Origin of the sequence: Delftia sp. Lp-1, from assembly GCF_020523835.1 — a bacterium.
GTDB classification, from domain to species: Bacteria; Pseudomonadota; Gammaproteobacteria; order Burkholderiales; family Burkholderiaceae_C; genus Comamonas; species Comamonas acidovorans.
The window spans coordinates 246445-264793 of sequence record NZ_JAJALJ010000003.1 but is presented as its reverse complement, the minus strand read 5'-3'; the positions used below and the strand labels follow the sequence as shown (position 1 = coordinate 264793).

Here is an 18349-nt window from a genome sequence, read left to right as displayed (position 1 = left end):
ACATTGGCATCCACAGTCCCAAACACCGTCACCCCACTGCCACTGGACGCCTGGCTCCCCGAAACATCCCCAGGCACGCCGCCCGCACAGCCAGCCAGCCCCACACTCAAGGCCACCAGCACCATCGCGGCCAGCTCACGCATGCCGTACTTCATCGCAATCTCCTTCATCTCCGGCGCAACCGACCGGCACAGCCCATGTTAGCCGCGCCAACCCGCCGCCCCGTGAGCGAAGGTAATCACCCTTCCAGGTAAAGCGCAGCCAGCCGCTCGCGTGCAGCGCTGTCGATGCCCAGCGCATCCCGCAGATACCCCTGCATTCCACCGAAGTCGGCCCGCACCATGTCGGTGGCCGCCGCCAGGTAGGAGGCCTGCACGCGCCACAGCACATCCATCACCTCGGCAGGCATGGGGGCGAAGGTGGTGGCGGGGCGCTGGTAGAGCTGGTTGGTCAGCAGGTAGTCCTGCATCACGGTGTCCTCGTCCACGCCCAGCGCGGTGAGCAGCAGGGCGGCGGCCCAGCCCGTGCGGTCCTTGCCGGCCGTGCAGTGGAAGACCAGCGGGTCCTGGCTGTCCAGCAGCAGTTGGAACAGCTGTGCAAAGCGTGGCGCGTAGTCGTGCACGAAGCTGCGGTAGGTGTCCTGCATCAGCTCCTCGGCATGGGCGGCCGTGAGGTCGTTGCCTGCGGCGATCAGGGCGCTGGCGCGCTGCACCACGGTGGGCTCGACGATGAGCGCATGGCGGGCAATGCCCGGCCATTCGTAGGCCAGGTGGGCGCTTTCCATCTTGCCCCGGAAGTCCGCGCTGCGCGCGAGCTTCAGGCCCTGCAGCACGTCCAGGTCCGCCGCGCTGAGGCCAGCCAGGTGGTCGGCACGGAACAGCGTGCGCCAGCGCACGCGCCGGCCATCCAGGCCCGCGTAGCCACCGAGGTCTCGGAAGTTGGAGGCGCCGTCCAGGCGGATGGAGCGCGAGGGCGCCGGGGAGGAAGCAGCGGCGGCAGCCGCTGCCGGGGTGAGCATTTCGGTATCCATGCCCGCTAGATTAGCCCAAGCATGTGTTGTCCCCGTGTCAGGCCGGCGACCCGCTCCGGCAAGGTGCAGAAGCGGGTCGCAGGATCAGGTCAGGCAGGCGCCTTACGCCAGATGCTTGCCCACGATGCCGGCCAGCTCGAACATGTTCACGCTGTCCTTGCCGAAGACGGGGCGCAGCTTGTCGTCGGCGCGGATGACGCGCTTGTCCTTGGGGTCCTGCAGGTTCTGGGCCTTGACGTATTCCCACAGCTTCTTGACCACTTCGGTACGCGCCACCGTGCCTTCGCCGATGACGGCGGCCAGGGCCGCGCTGGGCTGCAGCGTGCCGGCAGCCGGCTTGCGCGCGGTCTTGGTGGCCGTCTTTGCCGTGGTCTTGGCCGCGGCTTTCTTGGCAGGCGCCTTCTTGGTCGGCGCGCTCTTGGCGGCCGCCGTCTTGCGCGGCGGGTATTTGCTGTCGCGCTGCTCGAACTCGAAGTTGACCTTGCCGGCCGCGCCATCCCAGACCAGGAAGGCCTTGAAGCTGCGGCGCGTGCGGTTGGAGACGAACTTGTCCAGCAGGTCGGTCTTGCCGGTCTGCAGCAGCTTTTGCATCTGCTCGCGCTCTATGGGCTGCTGCAGGATGATCTGGCCGCTCTTGAAGTCGCAGCTGGGCGTGGCCTGGGCCAGCGTGGGCACGGCCTTGGCGCAGACGTAGTTGCTGCCGTGCTCGAAGACCGGCGCGCCGCACTTGGGGCAGGGGCCCAGCGATTGCTGGCTGGCAAAGTCCACCAGCTCGCCCGTGTCTTCGGAGGCGGCGTCGTCGCCGAAGTCGAACTCGAGCTTGTAGTTGCCGCCTTCCTCATCGTGCACGATGGTGACCTCGGCCACGAAGGGCCAGCCGGCCTTGGAGCGAAAGCCATCCAGCGGGCCCAGGCGGCGGTCGCGCAGCAGTTGCTCGGCCTCGGCCGTCTCGAAGGTGCGGCCGGCCGGCGACTTGGTGAACGAGAAGCCACAGCCCGCGCCCTGTCCGTCGCTGCCCGTGCAGCCGTAGCGGCGGTAGTTCTCCTTGACCACGCCGCCGCAGTTGGGGCAGGGGGTGGACAGGGTGGCGTAGTCGCCGGGCACGGTGTCCCGGTCGTATTCCTTGGCCTTCTTGACCAGCTTTTCCGTCATGGACTGGATCTGCTGCATGAAGGCATCGCGCGAGAGCTGGCCCTTTTCCATCTGCGCCAGCTTGTACTCCCATTCGCCGGTGAGGTCGGCGCGCGAGAGTTCTTCCACGCCCAGGCCGCGCAGCAGCGTCATGAGCTGGAAGGCCTTGGCCGTGGGAATCAGCTCGCGGCCTTCGCGCAGCATGTACTTTTCGGTCAGCAGGCCTTCGATGATGGCCGCGCGCGTGGCAGGCGTGCCCAGGCCCTTTTCCTGCATGGCCTCGCGCAGCTCGTCGTCCTCGACCTGCTTGCCGGCGCTTTCCATGGCGCCCAGCAGCGTGGCTTCGGAGTAGCGCGCGGGCGGCTTGGTCTTGAGGCCCTTGGGATCGACCTGGCCGGCGCGCGGCTGCTCGCCGGGCTGCACCGCGACCAGGGGCTGGCCCTTGTCGCCGTCCTTGCCGCCTTCGACCTCGTTGGCGGCCTCCTTGCCGTAGATGGCCAGCCAACCGGGCTTGACCAGGATCTTGCCCTCGGTCTTGAAGCTGTGCTGCTCGACCTTGCTGATGCGTGTGGTCACCTGGTGCTCGGCGCTGGGGAAGAACACGGCCATGAAGCGGCGCACGACGAGGTCATAGAGCTTTTGCTCGGCCTCGGACAGGCCGCTGGGCGCCTGCGTGGTCGGGATGATGGCAAAGTGATCCGACACCTTGCTGTTGTCGAAGATGCGCTTGGTGGGGCGCACGTAGTTCTCGTCCAGCGCCTGCTGGGCAAAGGGCGCCAGGTGGCGCATGCCGCTGCCGGCCAGCATGGCGAAGGTCTGGTGCGCCACGGGCACGTAGTCCTCGGGCAGGGCACGCGAGTCGGTACGCGGGTAGGTCAGGGCCTTGTGGCGCTCGTACAGGCTTTGCGCCAGCGACAGCGTGGTCTTGGCCGAGAAGCCGAACTTGCCGTTGGCCTCGCGCTGCAGGCTGGTCAGGTCGAACAGCAGCGGGCTGGCCTGGGACGTGGGCTTGGACTCCTCGGTGACCTGGGCCGGCTTGCCGCGCACGGCGTCGGCAATGGCCTGGGCGTCGCGCTGGTTCCAGATGCGGTCGGCGCGGGCTTCCGCATCCTCGCTCTTCTTCCATTGGGGATCGAACCACTTGCCCAGGTACTGGCCGGCCTGCGCATCGAAGGCGGCATGCACTTCCCAGTAGTCGCGGCTCACGAACTTGCGGATCTTTTCCTCGCGCTCCACCACCAGGGACAGCGTGGGCGTCTGCACGCGGCCCACGGTGGTCAGGAAGAAGCCGCCATCGCGCGAATTGAAGGCCGTCATGGCGCGCGTGCCGTTGATGCCCACCAGCCAGTCGGCCTCGGAGCGGCTGCGCGCGGCGCTGGCCAGGCCCAGCATCTGCGCGTCACTGCGCAGGTTCTGGAAGCCGTCGCGGATGGCCTGCGGCGTCATGGATTGCAGCCACAGCCGCTTGACCGGCTTGCCCAGGCCCTTGCCGTCGGGCTTGGCGCCTGCGGCGTACTGCTCGATCAGGCGGAAGATCAGCTCACCCTCGCGGCCCGCGTCGCAGGCGTTGATGAGTTCGGTGACATCCTTGCGCTTGGCCAGCTTGACCACGGCATTGAGCCGGCTCTTGGTCTTGTCCACGGGCTTGAGGTCGAAATACGGCGGAATCACCGGCAGGTTGGCAAAACTCCATTTACCGCGCTTGACGTCGAATTCCTCGGGTGCCTGGATTTCCACCAGGTGGCCCACGGCGCTGGTCACGACGTAGTGCTCGCTCTCGAAGTATTCATCGTGCTTGTCGAATTTGCCCGCCACCGGAGTCAACGCGCGGACGATGTCCTGCGCGACCGAAGGCTTCTCAGCAATCACCAGGGTCTTTGTCATTGTGTGTACTCGTCATTCCCCGCAGGACCTGCATGTCGCAGCCTGCGCTTCTACAATCCATGGCTCACGCGTGTACGTACGTGTACGCGCACGCGCATGTGTGCCTATTCAAGTTATCAGAGAAAACATGCCCCGCACAGCTTTGGCCCCTTCCGGCGGCCGCCGTATCCAGACCCGCCGCTCGGGTGTCCATGGCAAGGGCGTCTTCGCCGCGCAGGATCTTGCCGAAGGCGAGGTCCTTGTCGAGTACGTAGGGGAAATCGTCAGCTGGCAGGAAGCCCAGGACCGGCATCCGCACGACCCCAGCCAGCCCAACCATACCTTCTACTTCCACGTGGACGAAGACCGCGTGATCGACGCCAACTACGGCGGCAACTCCTCGCGCTGGATCAACCACAGCTGCGCTCCCAATTGCTACACCGATGAGCGCGATGGCCGGATTTTCATCGTCGCGCTGCGCAACATCGCCGCCGGCGAGGAGCTGAGCTACGACTACGGCCTGATCATCGACGAACCCTACACCAGGAAGCTGAAGGCCGAGTATCCATGCTGGTGCGGCGCGGCCACCTGCCGCGGCACGCTGCTGGCGCCCAAGCGCGGCTGGCGCCCGCCCATGCCCGGCGATGCATTGCCGGCCAGCGCAAAGCCGGCATCGGAACAATCTGAAAAGACAAAGCGGGCCAAAAAGCAGCAGGTCAAAGCGGAAAAGCCTTTGGAAAAGCCCTTGGAAAAGGCCCCCCAAAAGCCAAGGAAAAAATCCCGCAAATCCTCCACAAAGGCCGGCGCATGATGGCATCGACCCCCATTCACTGGCCTGCGGAATCGCTGTGGCAGGCCATCGAGCCGCAGTTGCCGGGCTTTTCCGTGGAAATCGTGCCCAGCATCGGCTCGACCAATACCGAGCTGATGGCGCGCGCCCGCGATGGCCGCAACGAACCCGTGCTGCTGGTGACCGAAGTGCAGACCGCCGGCCGGGGCCGGCTGGGCCGCCAGTGGACCAGCGGCGTGGGCGATTCGCTGACCTTCTCGCTGGGCATGCCGCTGGCGCCTGCCGACTGGTCCGGCCTGTCGCTGGCCGTGGGCCTGAGCGTGGCGCAAAGCCTGCAGCCGCAATTGCCCGCCCCGGGCTCGCAGCGCCCGCGCATCGGCCTCAAATGGCCCAACGACCTGTGGATCGACGGCGACCGCAAGCTCGGCGGCATCCTGATCGAGACGGCCAGCTTTGTCGGCAGCGCCGCGCATGAGCCCGGCACACCGCGCTACGTGGTCGTGGGCATCGGCCTGAATGTGCGCCCACGCCCCGGCGACGGCATGCGCACGCCCCCGGCCAGCCTGCTGGAGCTGGACGAACGCCTGGACGCACCCACAGCCCTGGCCTGCGTGCTGCCGGGCCTGGTCTCCGACATACAGACCTTTGCCGCCCAGGGCTTTGCGCCGCTGGTGGAGCGCTTTGCCCAGCGCGACCTGCTGCGTGGCCGCGCCGTCAATCTCAGCGATGGCGAAAGCGGCACGGCCGAGGGCGTGGGCCCCGATGGCGCGCTGCTGGTGCGCACGGCGCGCGGCCTGCAGGCCGTCACCAGCTCGGAAATCAGCGTGCGCCCGGCTGCTGTAGGCTAGGGCGGGTGACTCATCACTAGGGCCCAAGAAACGACATGCTGCGAATCGCCTTCCTGCTGCTGGTGCTGGCCAATGCCGGCTACTACCTCTGGAACCACGGCCAGCTCCAGGCCCTGGGCCTGGCACCGCCATCCCAGACCGAGCCCGAGCGCCTGGGCCAGCAGGTGCGCCCGGAGGCGCTGAGCCTGCTGAGTGTGGACAACGCGCCAGCCCCCTCCTCGGCCACCCCGGGCACGGCTCCTGCGTCCCCTGCCGCACCCGCCACAACACCCGCGGCACCCGCGGCTCCTACAAGTGGCGAGGAACCCGCCGCACCGGCTCGCCCCGAGAAAGCCGCGGGCCAGCCCACCAGCTGCCTGGTGGCCACGGGCATCGAAGACCGCCATGCCGAGGCGCTGCGCCGCGGCCTCATCGCCCAGGTCGCCAGCGACCAGTGGGACCTGAGCAGCACGCACCAGCCGGGCCGCTGGATGGTCTACATGGGCAAATTCCCCGATGCAGAGTTCCTGGAGCGCAAGCGGGCGGAACTGCGTGCACGCAAGATCGACTTTGACCGCGCGGGCGGCGCGCTGGAGCCCGGCCTGTCGCTGGGTCGCTTCTCCTCCGAGGAAGCGGCCACGCGCGAGCTGACCAACGTTGCGCGCCAGGGCGTGCGCACGGCCCGCGTGGTGCAGGAGCGCCCCGACATCACCCTCTACACGCTGCGCCTGCCCCAGGCCACGCCCGCGCTGCGCAGCCAGGTCGAGTCCATGGGCGGCAAGGCCTTCGAGGGCAAGCCGTTCAGGCCCTGCTGAACCCCGCCAGGGCACGATGAAAAAAGGCCCGCGATCACAGGATCGCGGGCCTTTTGCATTTCACTCGCAGGGGCTTCAGAGCGTACGCGGATCGGTGGCCATCAGCTGCTCCACCAGCACCTTCAGGTCGGTGGTCAGGCGCAGGTAGCCGGCCTGGTCGAGATCCAGGGTCTGCTCGTTCATGTAGAGCTTGCGGTTGATCTCGATCTGGATGCTGTGGCGGTGCTCGGCGGGCTTGCCGTAGCGGCGCACCAGCTCCACGCCCTTGTAGGGATGGTTGTAGTCCACGCTGTAGCCGCGCTCGCGCAGGAAGGCGCAGATGCGCTCGGACAGCGCCGGGCTGGCCGTGCTGCCGTCGCGGTCGCCGATGACGAAGTCGGCATGGACCAGGCCCGGGTGCAGCGTGGCATGGCTGGCTGCGACGGAAGGCATGGAGTGGCAGTTGATATGGATGCTGTAGCCATGGCGCGCATGGGCGCCGTCGATGGCGCGCTCCACGGCGGCGTGGTAGGGCTTCCAGCAGCGCTCGATGCGCTGCAGCAGTTCCGCGGCGGGCAGTTGGCGGTCATAGATGGGCACGCCCTCATCGGTGAACTTCCAGATCAGGCCCTTGCCCAGGCGCACCTTCTGCAGCACGCCCTGGTCGGTGGTGACGGGCAGCGGCCACTCGCCCTCGATCATGGTGGTGTCGATCTCGGTGGTGTCGCGGTTGGCATCCAGATAGATGCGCGGGAAATGCGCCTCCACCCAGCTCACGCCCAGGCCCGGCGCAAAGGCGTAGATCTTCTCCACATGCGTGTCCTCGGCCTGGCGCAGCGTGGCCAGCGGCAGGCAGGAGCCGAAGTCCGCCGGGTAGACCGTGCCGCTGTGCGGCGAGTCCAGCACCACGGCACTGGCGCCGGCAACGCTGGTGACCATGGGCGGCGCGGCATCGGCCGCGCCGGAGCCTGCCGCGCCGGGCAGGGATTGCAGGAAGTTCTGACTGATCAGTCGCAGGACGGGATGCATGAGATGTGTCTACTCGGTTGTGCAGACGCCACTCGCCGGGCGCACTCCATGAACAGGGCGCAGCCTCATATCAGGCACGCCCAGCAAGGGCCGTCCCGCAGCGAGGGCGTGGTCCCCCTCCCGCGAAGCGAGAGAGGGGGAAGGCGCGAAGCGCCTCCGTGGGAGCCTTAATCCAGCTGGATCTGGGCCGTGGCGGCAATCTTCTTCATCTTGGCGACTTCGCTGGCGATCTGCTTGGTGAAAGCGTCGCTGCTGGTGCCGGAGATGTACAGGCCCTGGGCCGCCATGCGCTTTTGCACGGCCGGGTCCTTGAGCGCGGCCGCGATGGCCTTTTGCACGCGGGCGATCTGCTCGGGCGGCGTGCTCTTGGGGGCCACCAGGCCGAACCAGGAGGGGTCGTTCAGGTCGGCATGGCCGGCTTCGGCGTAGGTCTGCACGTCGGGCAGCACGTCCAGACGCTCATGCCAGGACACGGCCAGGGCCTTGACCTTGCCGCCCTTGATGTGGGGCAGCGAGGAAGCCACCTGGTCGAAGTACACGGGAACCTGGCCACCGAGCACGTCGTTGATGGCCGGGCCTGCACCGCGGTAGGGAATGTGCTGCATCTCGGTGCCCGTGCTCTTCATGAACTGGGCGCCCCACATGTGGCCGATGGTGCCGTTGCCGGGTGTTGCGAAGCTGACCTTGCCGGGGTTGGCCTTCAGGTACTTCACGAACTCGGCGAAGTTGTTGGCGGGCACCAGCTTGGGGTTGATCACGATCACGCCAGGCGCCTTGACGATCTCGGTCACGCCGACGAAGTCGTTGATGGCGTCGTAGGGCAGCTTCTTGAACACGGCGGGGTTCACGCCGTGCGTGGACAGCGTGGCGATGCCGAAGGTCACGCCGTCGGTGGCACGCGCCACTTCGGCCATGCCGATGGAGCCGCCAGCGCCGGCCTTGTTCTCGATCACCACGGCCTGGCCGCCCAGCAGCTTGGGTAGCACGTCCTGCATGTTGCGCGGGACCATGTCGGTGGAGCCACCAGCAGGGAACGGAACGACGATGCGCAGGGGACGGGAGGTGTCCTGGGCGAAGGACATTCCAGGAACGACAGAAGAAGCGGCGATGGAAGCAAGGAAATGACGTCGTTGCATAGGATCTTTCTTACAAACAAGTTCAGATTAAAAGAAATCTGCTCACAAAAAAAGCAAATACTGTGCCTGTTAATATTCCAAACAGGAATACTTTCATCATATCCCTGTCATGAGTTTGCGCCGCCTCAACCCGCCCACGCATCTGCTGCGCGCTTTCTCCACCGTGGTGCGCTTCGGGGGCGTCTCGCGCGCGGCCGAAGCCTTGCACCTGACGCAAAGCGCAGTCAGCAAGCAGATCCAGGAGCTGGAGAAATGGGTGGGCGTGCCGCTGTTCGAACGCGAGCGCAAGCGCTTGAGGCTGACGCCCGCGGGCGAGCGCTATGAGCGCGCAGTGCGCGCCCTGCTGGGCCAGCTGGAGGCAGCCACCCTCGAACTCATCACCAGCGATGACAGCCGAGGCGCGCTGCACCTGTCATCGCTGCCGACTTTCGCGGCCAAGTGGCTGATCCCCAGGCTGCCCCAGTTTCAGCAGCGCTATCCACAGATCACGCTGCACTTTGTACCCTACGTACACAGCTACCAATTTGACAGCCCGGGGCTGGACTGCGCAATTTTGTTTGGCGACGGGCACTGGAATGGCGCGCATGCCCACTATCTGGTGGGCCGCCAGGTGGCGCTGATCGCACCGCCGCGCGGCGCGGGCCCCGAGGCACGCATCACCACCCCCCAGGACGTGGCGCGCTGCACCCGGCTGCGCCATGTGACCATTCCCGATGCCTGGGCGCGCTGGAGCGAGGCCCATGGCGTCAACGGCATCAGCCCCCTTGCGGGCCCGCAGTTCGACCAGTTCCAGACCATCATCCGCGCCGTGATGGCCGGCATGGGCATCGCCCTGGTGCCGCGCTGCCTGGTGCAGGACGAGATCGCGGCCGGCCTGGTGAACGAGCCCCTGCCCCAGCACGGCTACCAGAGCGCCCTGGGCTACTGGCTGTGCTATCCGGCCGACCGCGCCAACCACGGCACCCTGGGCATCTTCCGCAACTGGCTGGTGGACCATGCCGCGCAGACGCCGGGACGGATCGCGGTAGCGCCTGTGGCTCCCGGGGAATCTGCGGCAGCCGGGGATGCCCCGCCACCTATGCCGCAGGCTTGGGCGGCGGCGAGCGCAGCGCCGTGAAGCGCACACTGAAACGCGCACCCGGCGGCTGCTGGCCAGGATGCGCATCTTCCAGCACCACCTGGGCGCCATGCTGGCGCGCGATCTCCAGCACGATGGGCAGGCCCAGGCCCGAGCCATCGGCCTCCGAGCCCAGCACGCGGTAGAACGGCTGGAACACCAGCTCGCGCTCGGCCTCGGGCACGCCCGGTCCCGAATCCTCCACCTGCAGCAACAGGACCTGGCCGAAGGGGTCGGCCAGCACGCGCACCGTGACCATGCCGGGCCGGCTGCTGCTGGAGGGCGTGTAGTTGATGGCGTTGTCCACGAGGTTGCGAACCAGCTCCGTCAGCAGCGTGGCGTTGCCCTGCAGCCAGACGCCGGTGGCCGATGACTCGGCGCCGTCGTATCCCAGGTCCACATGCTTGTCCATGGCGCGCGGCAGGCAGTCGCGCACCACGTCGGTGACGATGCGCACCAGGTTGCAGGGCTGCATGGCCAGGCCGCGGCCCACGCCGGCGCTCTCGGCGCGCGCCAGCGCCAGCAACTGGTTCACCGTGTGCGTGGCGCGGATGCTGGCGCGCGCAATCTGTGCCAGGGACTGCCGCAACTCCTCCGTGCTCACGCCCTCGCGCTGGGCCAGTTCGGCCTGCATGCGCAGCCCGGCCAGCGGTGTCTTGAGCTGGTGGGCCGCGTCGGCCAGAAAGCGCTTTTGCGTGGCCAGCGAATCACCGAGCCGACCCAGCAGGTCGTTGACCGAGTCCACCAGCGGCACGACTTCCAGCGGCACGTCCTTGTGGTTGATGGGCGAGAGGTCCTCGGGCCGGCGCGCGCGGATGCGCTCCTCCAGCCGGTGCAGCGGCTTGATGCCGCGCGCCAGCGCCAGCCACACCAGCAAGGCCGCCAGGGGCAGGATGACGAACTGCGGCAGCATCACGCCCTTGATGATTTCCGTGGCCAGCACGCTGCGCTTTTCGCGCGTCTCGGCCACCTGGACCAGGGCCTGGGGCTCGTCGGGCAGGGGCATGCGCACCCAGACATGGGCCACGCGCAGGTCAATGCCGCGAAACTCCGCATCGCGCAGTTGCACGGCCCCGCCGGTCGGTGCACCGCCGGGCGACAGATCGCCAGATGGCGGATCGTCGGACTCGGGCGGCAGCGGCAGATCGCGCTCGCCAGCCAGGTACTCGCCCTTGACGCCCAGCACCTGGAAATACACGGTGTCCGACTCGTCGGCGCGCAGGATCTCGCTGGCCGATTGCGGCAGGTTGAACAGCACCTTGCCCTGCTGCACCATCACCAGCTGCGCCAGCGCCTGGGCGTTGTACTCCAGCGCGCGATCGAACGGCTTGTTGGCCAGGCCCTGGGCCACCAGCCAGGTCAGCGCCAGGCTCACGGGCCACAGCAGCAGCAGCGGCGTGAGCATCCAGTCAAGGATCTCGCCGAACAGTGAGCGCTGTTCACGCTGGAAGATTTTCATCGGCGGGCAGCCCTCACGACGGGTTCACGGCCCCGTGGCATCCGCCACTATGCGCAGGCAAGCCAACCCGGGCCTGACAGCCAGGGCAGCGGCCTCAGGAAGCGATCTTCTCAAGGCAGTAGCCCAGGCCGCGCACGGTGGCGATGCGGATGGGGCCGCGCTCTATCTTCTTGCGCAGGCGGTGGATATAGACCTCGATGGCGTTGTTGCTGACCTCGTCGCCCCATTCGCACAGGCGCTCGACCAACTGGTCCTTGCTGACCAGCCGGCCCGCACGCTGCAGCAGCACTTCCAGCAGGCCCAGCTCGCGCGCCGACAGCTCGACCATCTTGCCGTCGATGGTGGCCACGCGGCCAGCCTGGTCGTAGACCAGGGGGCCGTGCTTGATGGTGCTGCTGGCGCCACCCATGCCGCGCCGCGTGAGCGCGCGCACACGCGCCTCCAGCTCGGACAGCGCAAACGGCTTGGCCATGTAGTCGTCGGCGCCGTAGTCCAGCCCCTGCACGCGCTCTTCCACGCTGTCGGCCGCCGTGAGGATGAGCACCGGCAGCGCATCGCCCCGGCCGCGCAGCTTCTTGAGCACTTCGAGCCCGTGCATCTTGGGCAGGCCCAGGTCCAGGATGAGCAGGTCGAACTCGCTGCTGGTCATCAGCGCGGTATCGGCCTCGCTGCCGTTGGCCACATGGCTGACCACGGCGCCCGAGCCGCGCAGGCTGCGCAGCAGACCATCGGCCAGGACCTGGTCGTCTTCGGCAATCAGAATGCGCATGGGGTTGTCTCCTGAAATACAGACGCGCTCTGGATGTTGGAAATGCGCGTCTTTGATTCCCAGGATTCTAGGATGCGCCCCGCCCCACGGGCAGGGACCTTACCCGAGTGAGCCGCCGCCCGCATAGGCCTCCAGCCCCAGCGCCACCACGGTGGCGATGTCGTCGCCGACTTCCTCGCGGAACTCTGCCTCGGCCTGGGACACGGCGTCATGGAAGGCCTGCAGCCATGCCAGGCCCGCAGGCGTGAAGCGGATGCGGCGTGCGCGCGCATCGCGCTCGTCGCTCTCGCGCGTGACCAGGCCCCAGGCCTCGCACTGGGCCACCAGGTCGCCCATGGACTGCTTGGTCATGCCAGCGCGCTCGGCCAGGTCGGTGAGCCTGTCGCCAGCCAGCGACAGATGCCGCGTGATGTGGATGTGGGCCGCACCCACCTTGTCGCGCGCCGCAAGATTGGACAGCGCCAGCGGCACCTCCACATCGCGCGCCATGAGCTGCAGCACACGCGCGTCGAACCGCCGCATGGCATGGCCGAGCAGGCGGCCCAGGTGGGTCTGGCGCCAGGCGTCGGCGGGCGGCGTGGCGGGGGAAAACTCACTCATGGATGCATTGTGGAGGCAAATCCAAAAAGTCAGGAAAACTGACTAAAAACACCAACAAAACAAACCAACAAGCCCATAAACTACTGTTCAAGCATCCAGCCTGAATGCAAATACAGAGCTGAAACCCCAGCCAACCCAGGAGTCCGCATGAACACCGCCGTCACCACCGCCAACAGTGAAAAAGCCAAGGCCCTGCAGGCCGCACTCGCCCAGATCGAAAAGCAGTTCGGCAAGGGCACGATCATGCGCCTGGGTGAAGGCGAAGCCATCCAGGACATCCAGGTCGTCTCCACTGGCTCGCTGGGCCTGGACATCGCCCTGGGCGTGGGCGGCCTGCCCCGTGGCCGCGTGATCGAGATCTACGGCCCTGAATCCTCGGGCAAGACCACGCTGACGCTGCAGGTCATCGCCGAAATGCAAAAGCAGGGCGGCACCTGCGCCTTCATCGACGCCGAGCACGCACTGGACACCAGCTACGCTCAGAAGCTGGGCGTGAACCTCAACGAAGTGCTGATCAGCCAGCCCGATACCGGCGAGCAGGCCCTGGAAATCGTGGACAGCCTGGTGCGCTCGGGCGCCGTGGACATGATCGTCGTGGACTCGGTGGCCGCCCTCACACCCCGGGCCGAAATCGAAGGCGAGATGGGCGACCAGCTGCCCGGCCTGCAGGCCCGCCTGATGAGCCAGGCGCTGCGCAAGCTGACAGCCACCATCAAGAAGACCAACTGCATGGTCATCTTCATCAACCAGATCCGCATGAAGATCGGCGTGATGTTCGGCAGCCCCGAAACCACCACGGGCGGCAATGCGCTGAAGTTCTACGCCTCGGTCCGCCTGGACATCCGCCGCACCGGCACCATCAAGAAGGGCGACGAGGCCATCGGCAACGAGACCAAGGTCAAGGTCGTCAAGAACAAGGTCTCGCCTCCGTTCAAGACCGCCGAGTTCGACATCCTCTTCGGCGAGGGCATCTCGCGCGAAGGTGAAATCCTGGACATGGGTGTCAACGCCAAGATCCTCGACAAGTCGGGCGCCTGGTATGCCTACAACGGCGAGAAGATCGGCCAGGGCCGCGACAACGCCCGCGAATTCCTGCGCGAGAACAGCGGCCTGGCCGTGGAGATCGAGAACAAGGTGCGCGACAGCCTGGGCATCGCCCTGCTGCCCACGGCCGGTGGCGATGCCCCCGAAGCCAAGGCCGCCAAGGCGGGCAAGGCCAAGGCCGACAAGGACGGCGTGATCGAAGCCTGAGCGGCCTGACCCCTCACTGCAGGCGCTGCCGCGCCTGCACACACTGTGTTTGCCATCTTGGCGCAGGCTCACGTCTGCGCCTTTTTTATCGCCGGGACGCCCCAAGGCAAAAAAGCTGCCCCCTTGGGGGGCAGCGGACCTTGCGCAGCAAGGGGAGCGTGGGGGCCTTTTTTATTCGGGACGATTCAGGAGACATTGCCGCATGGGATTCGCCAAGCTGTCGCTCAAGGGCCGGGCGCTCAAGCTGCTGGGCCAGCGCGAACATTCACGGCTGGAGCTGGAACGCAAGCTCGCCCCCCATGTGGAGGAAGGCGAAGACCTGGGCGCCATGCTCGACGCGCTGGAGCAGCGCGGCTTCATCAGTGCCCAGCGCGTGGCCGAGTCCGTGCTGCACCGCAAGGCCGCGCGCTTTGGCACGGCACGCGTGGTGCAGGAGTTGCGCAACAAGGGACTGGACGACGGCCTGGTGCGCGCCGCCGCAGAGCAACTGCGTGCCACCGAACTGCAGCGCGCCCTTGCCGTATGGCGCCAGCGCTTCGGCGCACCACCGGCCACACCGCAGGAACGACTCAAGCAGATGCGCTTTCTGGCTGCTCGCGGTTTTGGAGGAGAAATTGCGAGCAAGGTGCTGCGGGGGCGCAGCGAAGACTGGGACGCAGGAGCAGAGGACGAAGGCTAGTCTGCGCGCCGGGTCGCACCCCAGCACACCAGCGACCCCACGGTCACCAGCACCACGCCCTGCCAAAAGCCCCAGCCCGGCTGCACCTGCAGCCAGGCACTGGCCAGCAAGGCAGAGAACACGGGCGTGAAGTACGAGGCGGCAGCCATCACGGCCAGATGCCCGTGCTGTATGCCGTGCTCCCAGCAGCTGTAGCCCAGGGCGGTGAGCCCGCCCACGGCCAGCAATTGCAGCACCACGGTGCCCGACCATTGCATGCCGCCTTCACCGCCCAGCCACAGCCATTTGATCCACAATGCCAGCGCGGTCCATATCAGGAAAAGGCCTACGGCATTGTGGCCGCCGCCCCAGCGCCGCGCAGCCAGCGAATAGCAGGGCCACAGCAGGGCAGCGCCAAAAGCCAGTCCATACGCTAGCGGGTTGGACAGCATGTGGTCCGCCATGCCCCGCAGTTGCAGGGAGTCGCCGCCCAGTACGCGCGTCAGCCCCCACAGGCACAGCAGCACGCCGGGCCACAGCCACCAGCGCGCATGCTGCTGGCGCAGCAGCACGGCCAAAACGATGGTCAGGCTGGGCCACAGGTAATTGATCAGCCCCAGCTCCAGCGCCTGGGCGCGGTCCTGCGCCAGGCCAATCGCCAGCGACAGACAGATCTCGTAGACCGCAAACAGCAGGCCGCAGCCCCAGAAGTAGGCCGGATGCATGGCCCGCCACTGCGAGGGCCTGGGCAAGCCGCGGACGGCGGCCACGCACAGTGCGCTGACCGTGTAGAGCATGGCTGCGCCGCCCACGGCGCCCAGCGGCTCGGCCACCGAGCGCATCAGGCCCACTGTGCAGCTCCAGCACACCACGGCCAGCAGTCCGATGGCGGTGGCCCGGCCGGCGGCCACAGGGGAGTTGTTCTGCAGGGAAGACACGTCGATGGCTGCGCGCGGCAGATCAGTGCGGTTGCAGCAGCTGGCGCAGCGAGTGGTAAAGCGCATCCGAGCCATGCGCGGTGTTGTCCGCATCGAACGAGAACTCGTTGCTGGACTGCGTGCCCGTCGCATCCTCGGGCCGGGCTTCCATGAAGAAGGACAGGAAGCGCGCGCCTTGGCGGCGGTGCATGGTCAGCACTTTCTCCAGCCGCTGCGGCGACAGGGCCACCAGCGGATGGAACTCCGTCACGCCATAGGCCGTGTGGCCATAGCGGCGCAGCATCTGGCCGACCAGCGGGCCGTAGGTATCTTCGCCGTACAGGCTGACGCCCAGGGACAGCCCCGGCATGCGCTGCAGGCTGCGCTCCACGGCATAGCGGTTGGCATCCCAGCTCGGATTCGCATGGGGGTTGAGCTGGTGGGCAAAGCGAGGAACCCGGCCCAGGCAGCCGTGGCCGATGTGCTCGGAAAAGCCCTGGATGTAGTCGGCCACCTGCTGCTCGCGGAAATCGTTCCAGTCCGTGACCAGCGGGTTGTAGAACAGCGCCAGCCGGTCCTGCGGGCTGTCCACCCAGAATTCCACGCCGTCCGGCAGCTTGCCGAAGTCGGGCAAGGCCTCGGCGGCATGAGGCCTGGGCTCGCCCTGGTTGCGGTCCATCACGGCGATCTGGCGCGTGGCCAGCAGGCCCAGGCTGCGTCCACCGGCCTGCAGTACCACGTCGATGCGGTGCAGGCCCTCGCCCAGCGCCGGATAGCGGATGTCGGCACGCCAGCCCACATCGGGCGTGAGGAACCCGGGCTTGGCCTGTGCCACGTCCTGGCGGTGCATGTGCACGGGGGCGTGCGAGTAAGGATGCCCGTCCACGAAGACGGCCACGGCCAACTGCTTTTGCAGCTTCGCATCGGGCGAGTGGACCCAGCCGGACACGGGCACGGTGCCGGCTGCATAGCTGTCGATGTGCTGGAAGAAGTTCTGCAGCGGCTCGCTGCGGATGTTGCGCGATGGCGGCTCGACCGCGTCGAAGCTGTCAAAGCCGGACTTCAGATGGGCATTGAGCCGCGCGATGTCGCCATAGCGCTGGCGCAGGAATGCATGGAAGCCCGCCACGGAGGCCGGGCTGTAGTCGGTTACCGCATAGCCTTCGGCCGCGAACCCCATGCCGGCCTCGAACCCCGGGAACAGCTGGTGCGTCTCGCCCAGCACGGTGAGGGCGCGCAGCTGGTGCATGGCGGCATCGCCTGCGGCGCACATCCGCTCGGCCAGGGCATCGACGACCAATTTGCGCACGCGCGTGACTTCGTTGTCCTGCCGCGCGACCGACCACGGGAAGATGCGCGCGCCCAGATAGCTGTCCAGCGGCAGCGGCCCCTTGGGTGTCCACGCAAGATTGGCGGGATCGGCGGCCAGGCGCTCCTCGGCCTTGGAGTGCACCTCGAAATGCGTGGCGAACAGATACAGCACCACGGGCCGGTGCGCCTGCGCCACCGTGCGCACCACGCGGTCCAGCGCCTCGCCCCGGACTTCCCAGGCCTGGCCATTCCACTGCACATAGCGCAGCAGCGGCACGCTGAGCGTATAGCCCAGGTCCAGTTCACCCTGGGGCCGGCCCAGGCGCTGCAGCGTGGCTTTCACCATTTCTGCGGCCGAGCCCTGCGGACCCAGGCAACTGGCGGGTATCTGCTGAAATTCCTTGGGAAAGTCCTCGCGCAGCCCGTCCTGCACCAGACAGGCTTCCATATTGCCCAGCAGCGGACTGAGCAGCAGGCGCGATGAAGACGGCAATGCAGGCCGCAGCTTCCAGGCAAACACAACGACCAGCAGGCACAGCACGGCCAGGGCCAGGACATGGCCCCAGACCGGACTGCGCCGGCCCGGCAGGGACGCGGACGGAGGCGTGGCCGGGCTCACAGGCCCAGCATGATCTGCAGGTTCTGCACGGCGGCGCCGCTGGCGCCCTTGCCCAGGTTGTCCAGACGGGCGATCAGCACGGCCTGGCGGTACTGCTCATTGGCGAACACGCGCAGCTCCAGCTTGTTGGTGTCGGTCAGCGTGTCGGCGGCCAGCTTCATGTCCTCGGTGGGCGGCAGCACCGACACCCATTGCTCCGGCGTGTTGGTGGCCGCGTAGTGGGAGGCCAGCGCATCGTGCAGGTCGGCCGCCTTGGGCGCGCCCGGCAGCAGGTCCAGATGCAGCGGCAGCTGCACCAGCATGCCCTGGCGGAAATTGCCCACGGCGGGAATGAACACCGGGCGGCGCGTCAGGCCGGTGTATTGCAGGATCTCGGGAATGTGCTTGTGCGTCAGGCCCAGCGCGTAGGCCTCGTAAGGCGCGGCCGTGCCGGCCTCATAGGCTTCGATCATGCTGCGGCCGCCGCCCGAATAGCCGGACACCGAGGGCAGGCTCAGGCCATGGTCGGCGGGGATGAGGCCCGCGGCAACCAGCGGGTGCAGCAGCGCGATGGCTCCCGTCGCATAGCAGCCGGGGTTGGACACGCGCTTGGCAGTCTTGACCGCCTCAAGCTGGCCGGCACGCAGCTCCGGGAAGCCATACACCCAGTCGGGCGCCACGCGGTGGGCCGTGGATGCATCGATGATCTTGATGGTGCGGCCGGTCTCGGCCTCGATGGAATCGACCATGGCCACGGTCTCGCGCGCGGCATCGTCATGCAGGCACAGGATGACCAAGTCCACGCCGGCGATCAGCGCACGCTTGGCGGCAGGATCCTTTCGCAGCTCGGGGGCAATGCTGACCAGCTCCACGCCGGACAGATCGACCAGACGCTCACGGATCTGCAGCCCTGTCGTGCCTGCTTCGCCATCGATAAAGACTTTTGCCATCGCTGTATTTCTCCTGCTGCGCGGCCCTCCTGGAGCCGCTGCGGCACCATTGCCGCGTTCCAGCTGCGGATTCTCACCGAAACCGGGTCCCCCTGCGCCCGTTGTCGCAAAACGGTTGG

Annotated in this window: 16 protein-coding genes; 6 read left to right on the top strand and 10 right to left on the bottom strand. The window is 67.3% G+C overall.

What is annotated here, in order from left to right:
• Positions 1-238: 238 nt before the first annotated feature.
• Together LGR64_RS22180 and LGR64_RS22175 are read right to left on the bottom strand one after the other, a co-directional pair.
• Positions 239-1018 (bottom strand): tyrosine-protein phosphatase, encoded by a 780-nt coding sequence (locus tag LGR64_RS22180; RefSeq protein ID WP_034398074.1) that lies wholly within the window; start codon positions 1016-1018, stop codon positions 239-241.
• Between the two features lie 114 nt (positions 1019-1132).
• The gene (locus LGR64_RS22175; RefSeq protein ID WP_141830835.1) at positions 1133-4045 is read right to left on the bottom strand and encodes a DNA topoisomerase III; all 2913 of its coding nucleotides are present in this window, start codon (positions 4043-4045) and stop codon (positions 1133-1135) included.
• Between the two features lie 127 nt (positions 4046-4172).
• Here LGR64_RS22175 and LGR64_RS22170 point away from each other — a divergent pair, with 127 nt between their 5' ends.
• Genes LGR64_RS22170 through LGR64_RS22160 form a run of 3 tightly spaced genes read left to right on the top strand, consistent with a single transcriptional unit; the run spans position 4173 to position 6456 of the window.
• Positions 4173-4835 carry an SET domain-containing protein gene (locus LGR64_RS22170; protein WP_013804571.1) on the top strand — a complete coding sequence of 221 codons (663 nt, stop codon included), beginning with the start codon at positions 4173-4175 and terminating at the stop codon, positions 4833-4835.
• A complete protein-coding gene (locus LGR64_RS22165) occupies positions 4832-5662 on the top strand; it encodes a biotin--[acetyl-CoA-carboxylase] ligase (RefSeq protein WP_141830837.1) in 831 nt (276 codons plus the stop codon). Before LGR64_RS22170 ends, LGR64_RS22165 begins: the two co-directional genes overlap by 4 nt.
• 35 nt (positions 5663-5697) lie before the next feature.
• Positions 5698-6456, top strand: coding sequence for an SPOR domain-containing protein (locus tag LGR64_RS22160; protein ID WP_141830839.1), 759 nt, complete (start codon positions 5698-5700; stop codon positions 6454-6456).
• Positions 6457-6531: 75 nt separating this feature from the next.
• On the opposite strand, the gene LGR64_RS22155 is transcribed toward LGR64_RS22160, so the two are convergent.
• Together LGR64_RS22155 and LGR64_RS22150 are read right to left on the bottom strand one after the other, a co-directional pair.
• Entirely contained in the window at positions 6532-7464 is a 933-nt protein-coding gene (locus LGR64_RS22155; RefSeq protein WP_141830841.1) for an N-formylglutamate amidohydrolase, read from the bottom strand.
• 167 nt (positions 7465-7631) lie between these two features.
• On the bottom strand, positions 7632-8600 hold the full coding sequence (locus tag LGR64_RS22150) for a Bug family tripartite tricarboxylate transporter substrate binding protein (RefSeq protein ID WP_012202811.1): 969 nt from the start codon (positions 8598-8600) through the stop codon (positions 7632-7634).
• A 109-nt stretch (positions 8601-8709) separates the two neighbouring features.
• Here LGR64_RS22150 and LGR64_RS22145 point away from each other — a divergent pair, with 109 nt between their 5' ends.
• Positions 8710-9717, top strand: a complete 1008-nt coding sequence (locus LGR64_RS22145) for a LysR substrate-binding domain-containing protein (RefSeq protein WP_141830843.1) — start codon at positions 8710-8712, stop codon at positions 9715-9717.
• On the opposite strand, the gene LGR64_RS22140 is transcribed toward LGR64_RS22145, so the two are convergent.
• The 3 genes from LGR64_RS22140 to LGR64_RS22130 form a co-directional block, all read right to left on the bottom strand.
• Positions 9677-11176 carry a sensor histidine kinase gene (locus tag LGR64_RS22140; protein WP_141830845.1) on the bottom strand — a complete coding sequence of 500 codons (1500 nt, stop codon included), beginning with the start codon at positions 11174-11176 and terminating at the stop codon, positions 9677-9679. The genes LGR64_RS22145 and LGR64_RS22140 overlap by 41 nt on opposite strands.
• Before the next feature lie 94 nt (positions 11177-11270).
• Complete coding sequence (locus tag LGR64_RS22135; protein ID WP_012202808.1) at positions 11271-11945, bottom strand: response regulator; 675 nt, start codon at positions 11943-11945, stop codon at positions 11271-11273.
• Between the two features lie 99 nt (positions 11946-12044).
• Positions 12045-12545: a MarR family winged helix-turn-helix transcriptional regulator gene (locus LGR64_RS22130; protein WP_141830847.1), complete on the bottom strand. Its 501-nt coding sequence runs from the start codon at positions 12543-12545 to the stop codon at positions 12045-12047.
• A 147-nt stretch (positions 12546-12692) separates the two neighbouring features.
• Here LGR64_RS22130 and recA point away from each other — a divergent pair, with 147 nt between their 5' ends.
• Both recA and recX read left to right on the top strand, forming a co-directional pair.
• Entirely contained in the window at positions 12693-13796 is a 1104-nt protein-coding gene (recA, locus tag LGR64_RS22125) for a recombinase RecA (protein ID WP_012202806.1), read from the top strand.
• 202 nt (positions 13797-13998) lie between these two features.
• Positions 13999-14475, top strand: a complete 477-nt coding sequence (recX, locus tag LGR64_RS22120; RefSeq protein WP_063327512.1) for a recombination regulator RecX — start codon at positions 13999-14001, stop codon at positions 14473-14475.
• On the opposite strand, the gene yddG is transcribed toward recX, so the two are convergent.
• From yddG to argC, 3 genes are read right to left on the bottom strand one after another with little or no spacing between them, the layout of a single operon-like run.
• On the bottom strand, positions 14472-15392 hold the full coding sequence (gene yddG / locus LGR64_RS22115) for an aromatic amino acid DMT transporter YddG (protein WP_012202804.1): 921 nt from the start codon (positions 15390-15392) through the stop codon (positions 14472-14474). The two genes, recX and yddG, sit on opposite strands and share 4 nt — an antisense overlap.
• A 22-nt stretch (positions 15393-15414) precedes the next feature.
• Positions 15415-17301 (bottom strand): hypothetical protein, encoded by a 1887-nt coding sequence (locus LGR64_RS22110; RefSeq protein ID WP_141830849.1) that lies wholly within the window; start codon positions 17299-17301, stop codon positions 15415-15417.
• Positions 17298-18230 carry an N-acetyl-gamma-glutamyl-phosphate reductase gene (argC, locus tag LGR64_RS22105; RefSeq protein ID WP_034389794.1) on the bottom strand — a complete coding sequence of 311 codons (933 nt, stop codon included), beginning with the start codon at positions 18228-18230 and terminating at the stop codon, positions 17298-17300. The genes LGR64_RS22110 and argC overlap by 4 nt, the downstream gene beginning before the upstream one ends.
• Positions 18231-18349 lie beyond the last annotated feature (119 nt).

Bases quoted from the DNA above. Each gene is read 5' to 3' on its own strand.
- recA (WP_012202806.1), top strand. From the start codon at position 12,693: ATGAACACCGCCGTCACCACCGCCAACAGTGAAAAAGCCAAGGCCCTG.
- LGR64_RS22135 (WP_012202808.1), bottom strand. From the start codon at position 11,945: ATGCGCATTCTGATTGCCGAAGACGACCAGGTCCTGGCCGATGGTCTG.
- LGR64_RS22130 (WP_141830847.1), bottom strand. From the start codon at position 12,545: ATGAGTGAGTTTTCCCCCGCCACGCCGCCCGCCGACGCCTGGCGCCAG.
- LGR64_RS22150 (WP_012202811.1), bottom strand. From the start codon at position 8,600: ATGCAACGACGTCATTTCCTTGCTTCCATCGCCGCTTCTTCTGTCGTT.
- LGR64_RS22175 (WP_141830835.1), bottom strand. From the start codon at position 4,045: ATGACAAAGACCCTGGTGATTGCTGAGAAGCCTTCGGTCGCGCAGGAC.
- LGR64_RS22160 (WP_141830839.1), top strand. From the start codon at position 5,698: ATGCTGCGAATCGCCTTCCTGCTGCTGGTGCTGGCCAATGCCGGCTAC.
- LGR64_RS22170 (WP_013804571.1), top strand. From the start codon at position 4,173: ATGCCCCGCACAGCTTTGGCCCCTTCCGGCGGCCGCCGTATCCAGACC.
- argC (WP_034389794.1), bottom strand. From the start codon at position 18,230: ATGGCAAAAGTCTTTATCGATGGCGAAGCAGGCACGACAGGGCTGCAG.
- LGR64_RS22145 (WP_141830843.1), top strand. From the start codon at position 8,710: ATGAGTTTGCGCCGCCTCAACCCGCCCACGCATCTGCTGCGCGCTTTC.
- LGR64_RS22155 (WP_141830841.1), bottom strand. From the start codon at position 7,464: ATGCATCCCGTCCTGCGACTGATCAGTCAGAACTTCCTGCAATCCCTG.
- recX (WP_063327512.1), top strand. From the start codon at position 13,999: ATGGGATTCGCCAAGCTGTCGCTCAAGGGCCGGGCGCTCAAGCTGCTG.
- LGR64_RS22180 (WP_034398074.1), bottom strand. From the start codon at position 1,018: ATGCTCACCCCGGCAGCGGCTGCCGCCGCTGCTTCCTCCCCGGCGCCC.
- LGR64_RS22165 (WP_141830837.1), top strand. From the start codon at position 4,832: ATGATGGCATCGACCCCCATTCACTGGCCTGCGGAATCGCTGTGGCAG.
- LGR64_RS22140 (WP_141830845.1), bottom strand. From the start codon at position 11,176: ATGAAAATCTTCCAGCGTGAACAGCGCTCACTGTTCGGCGAGATCCTT.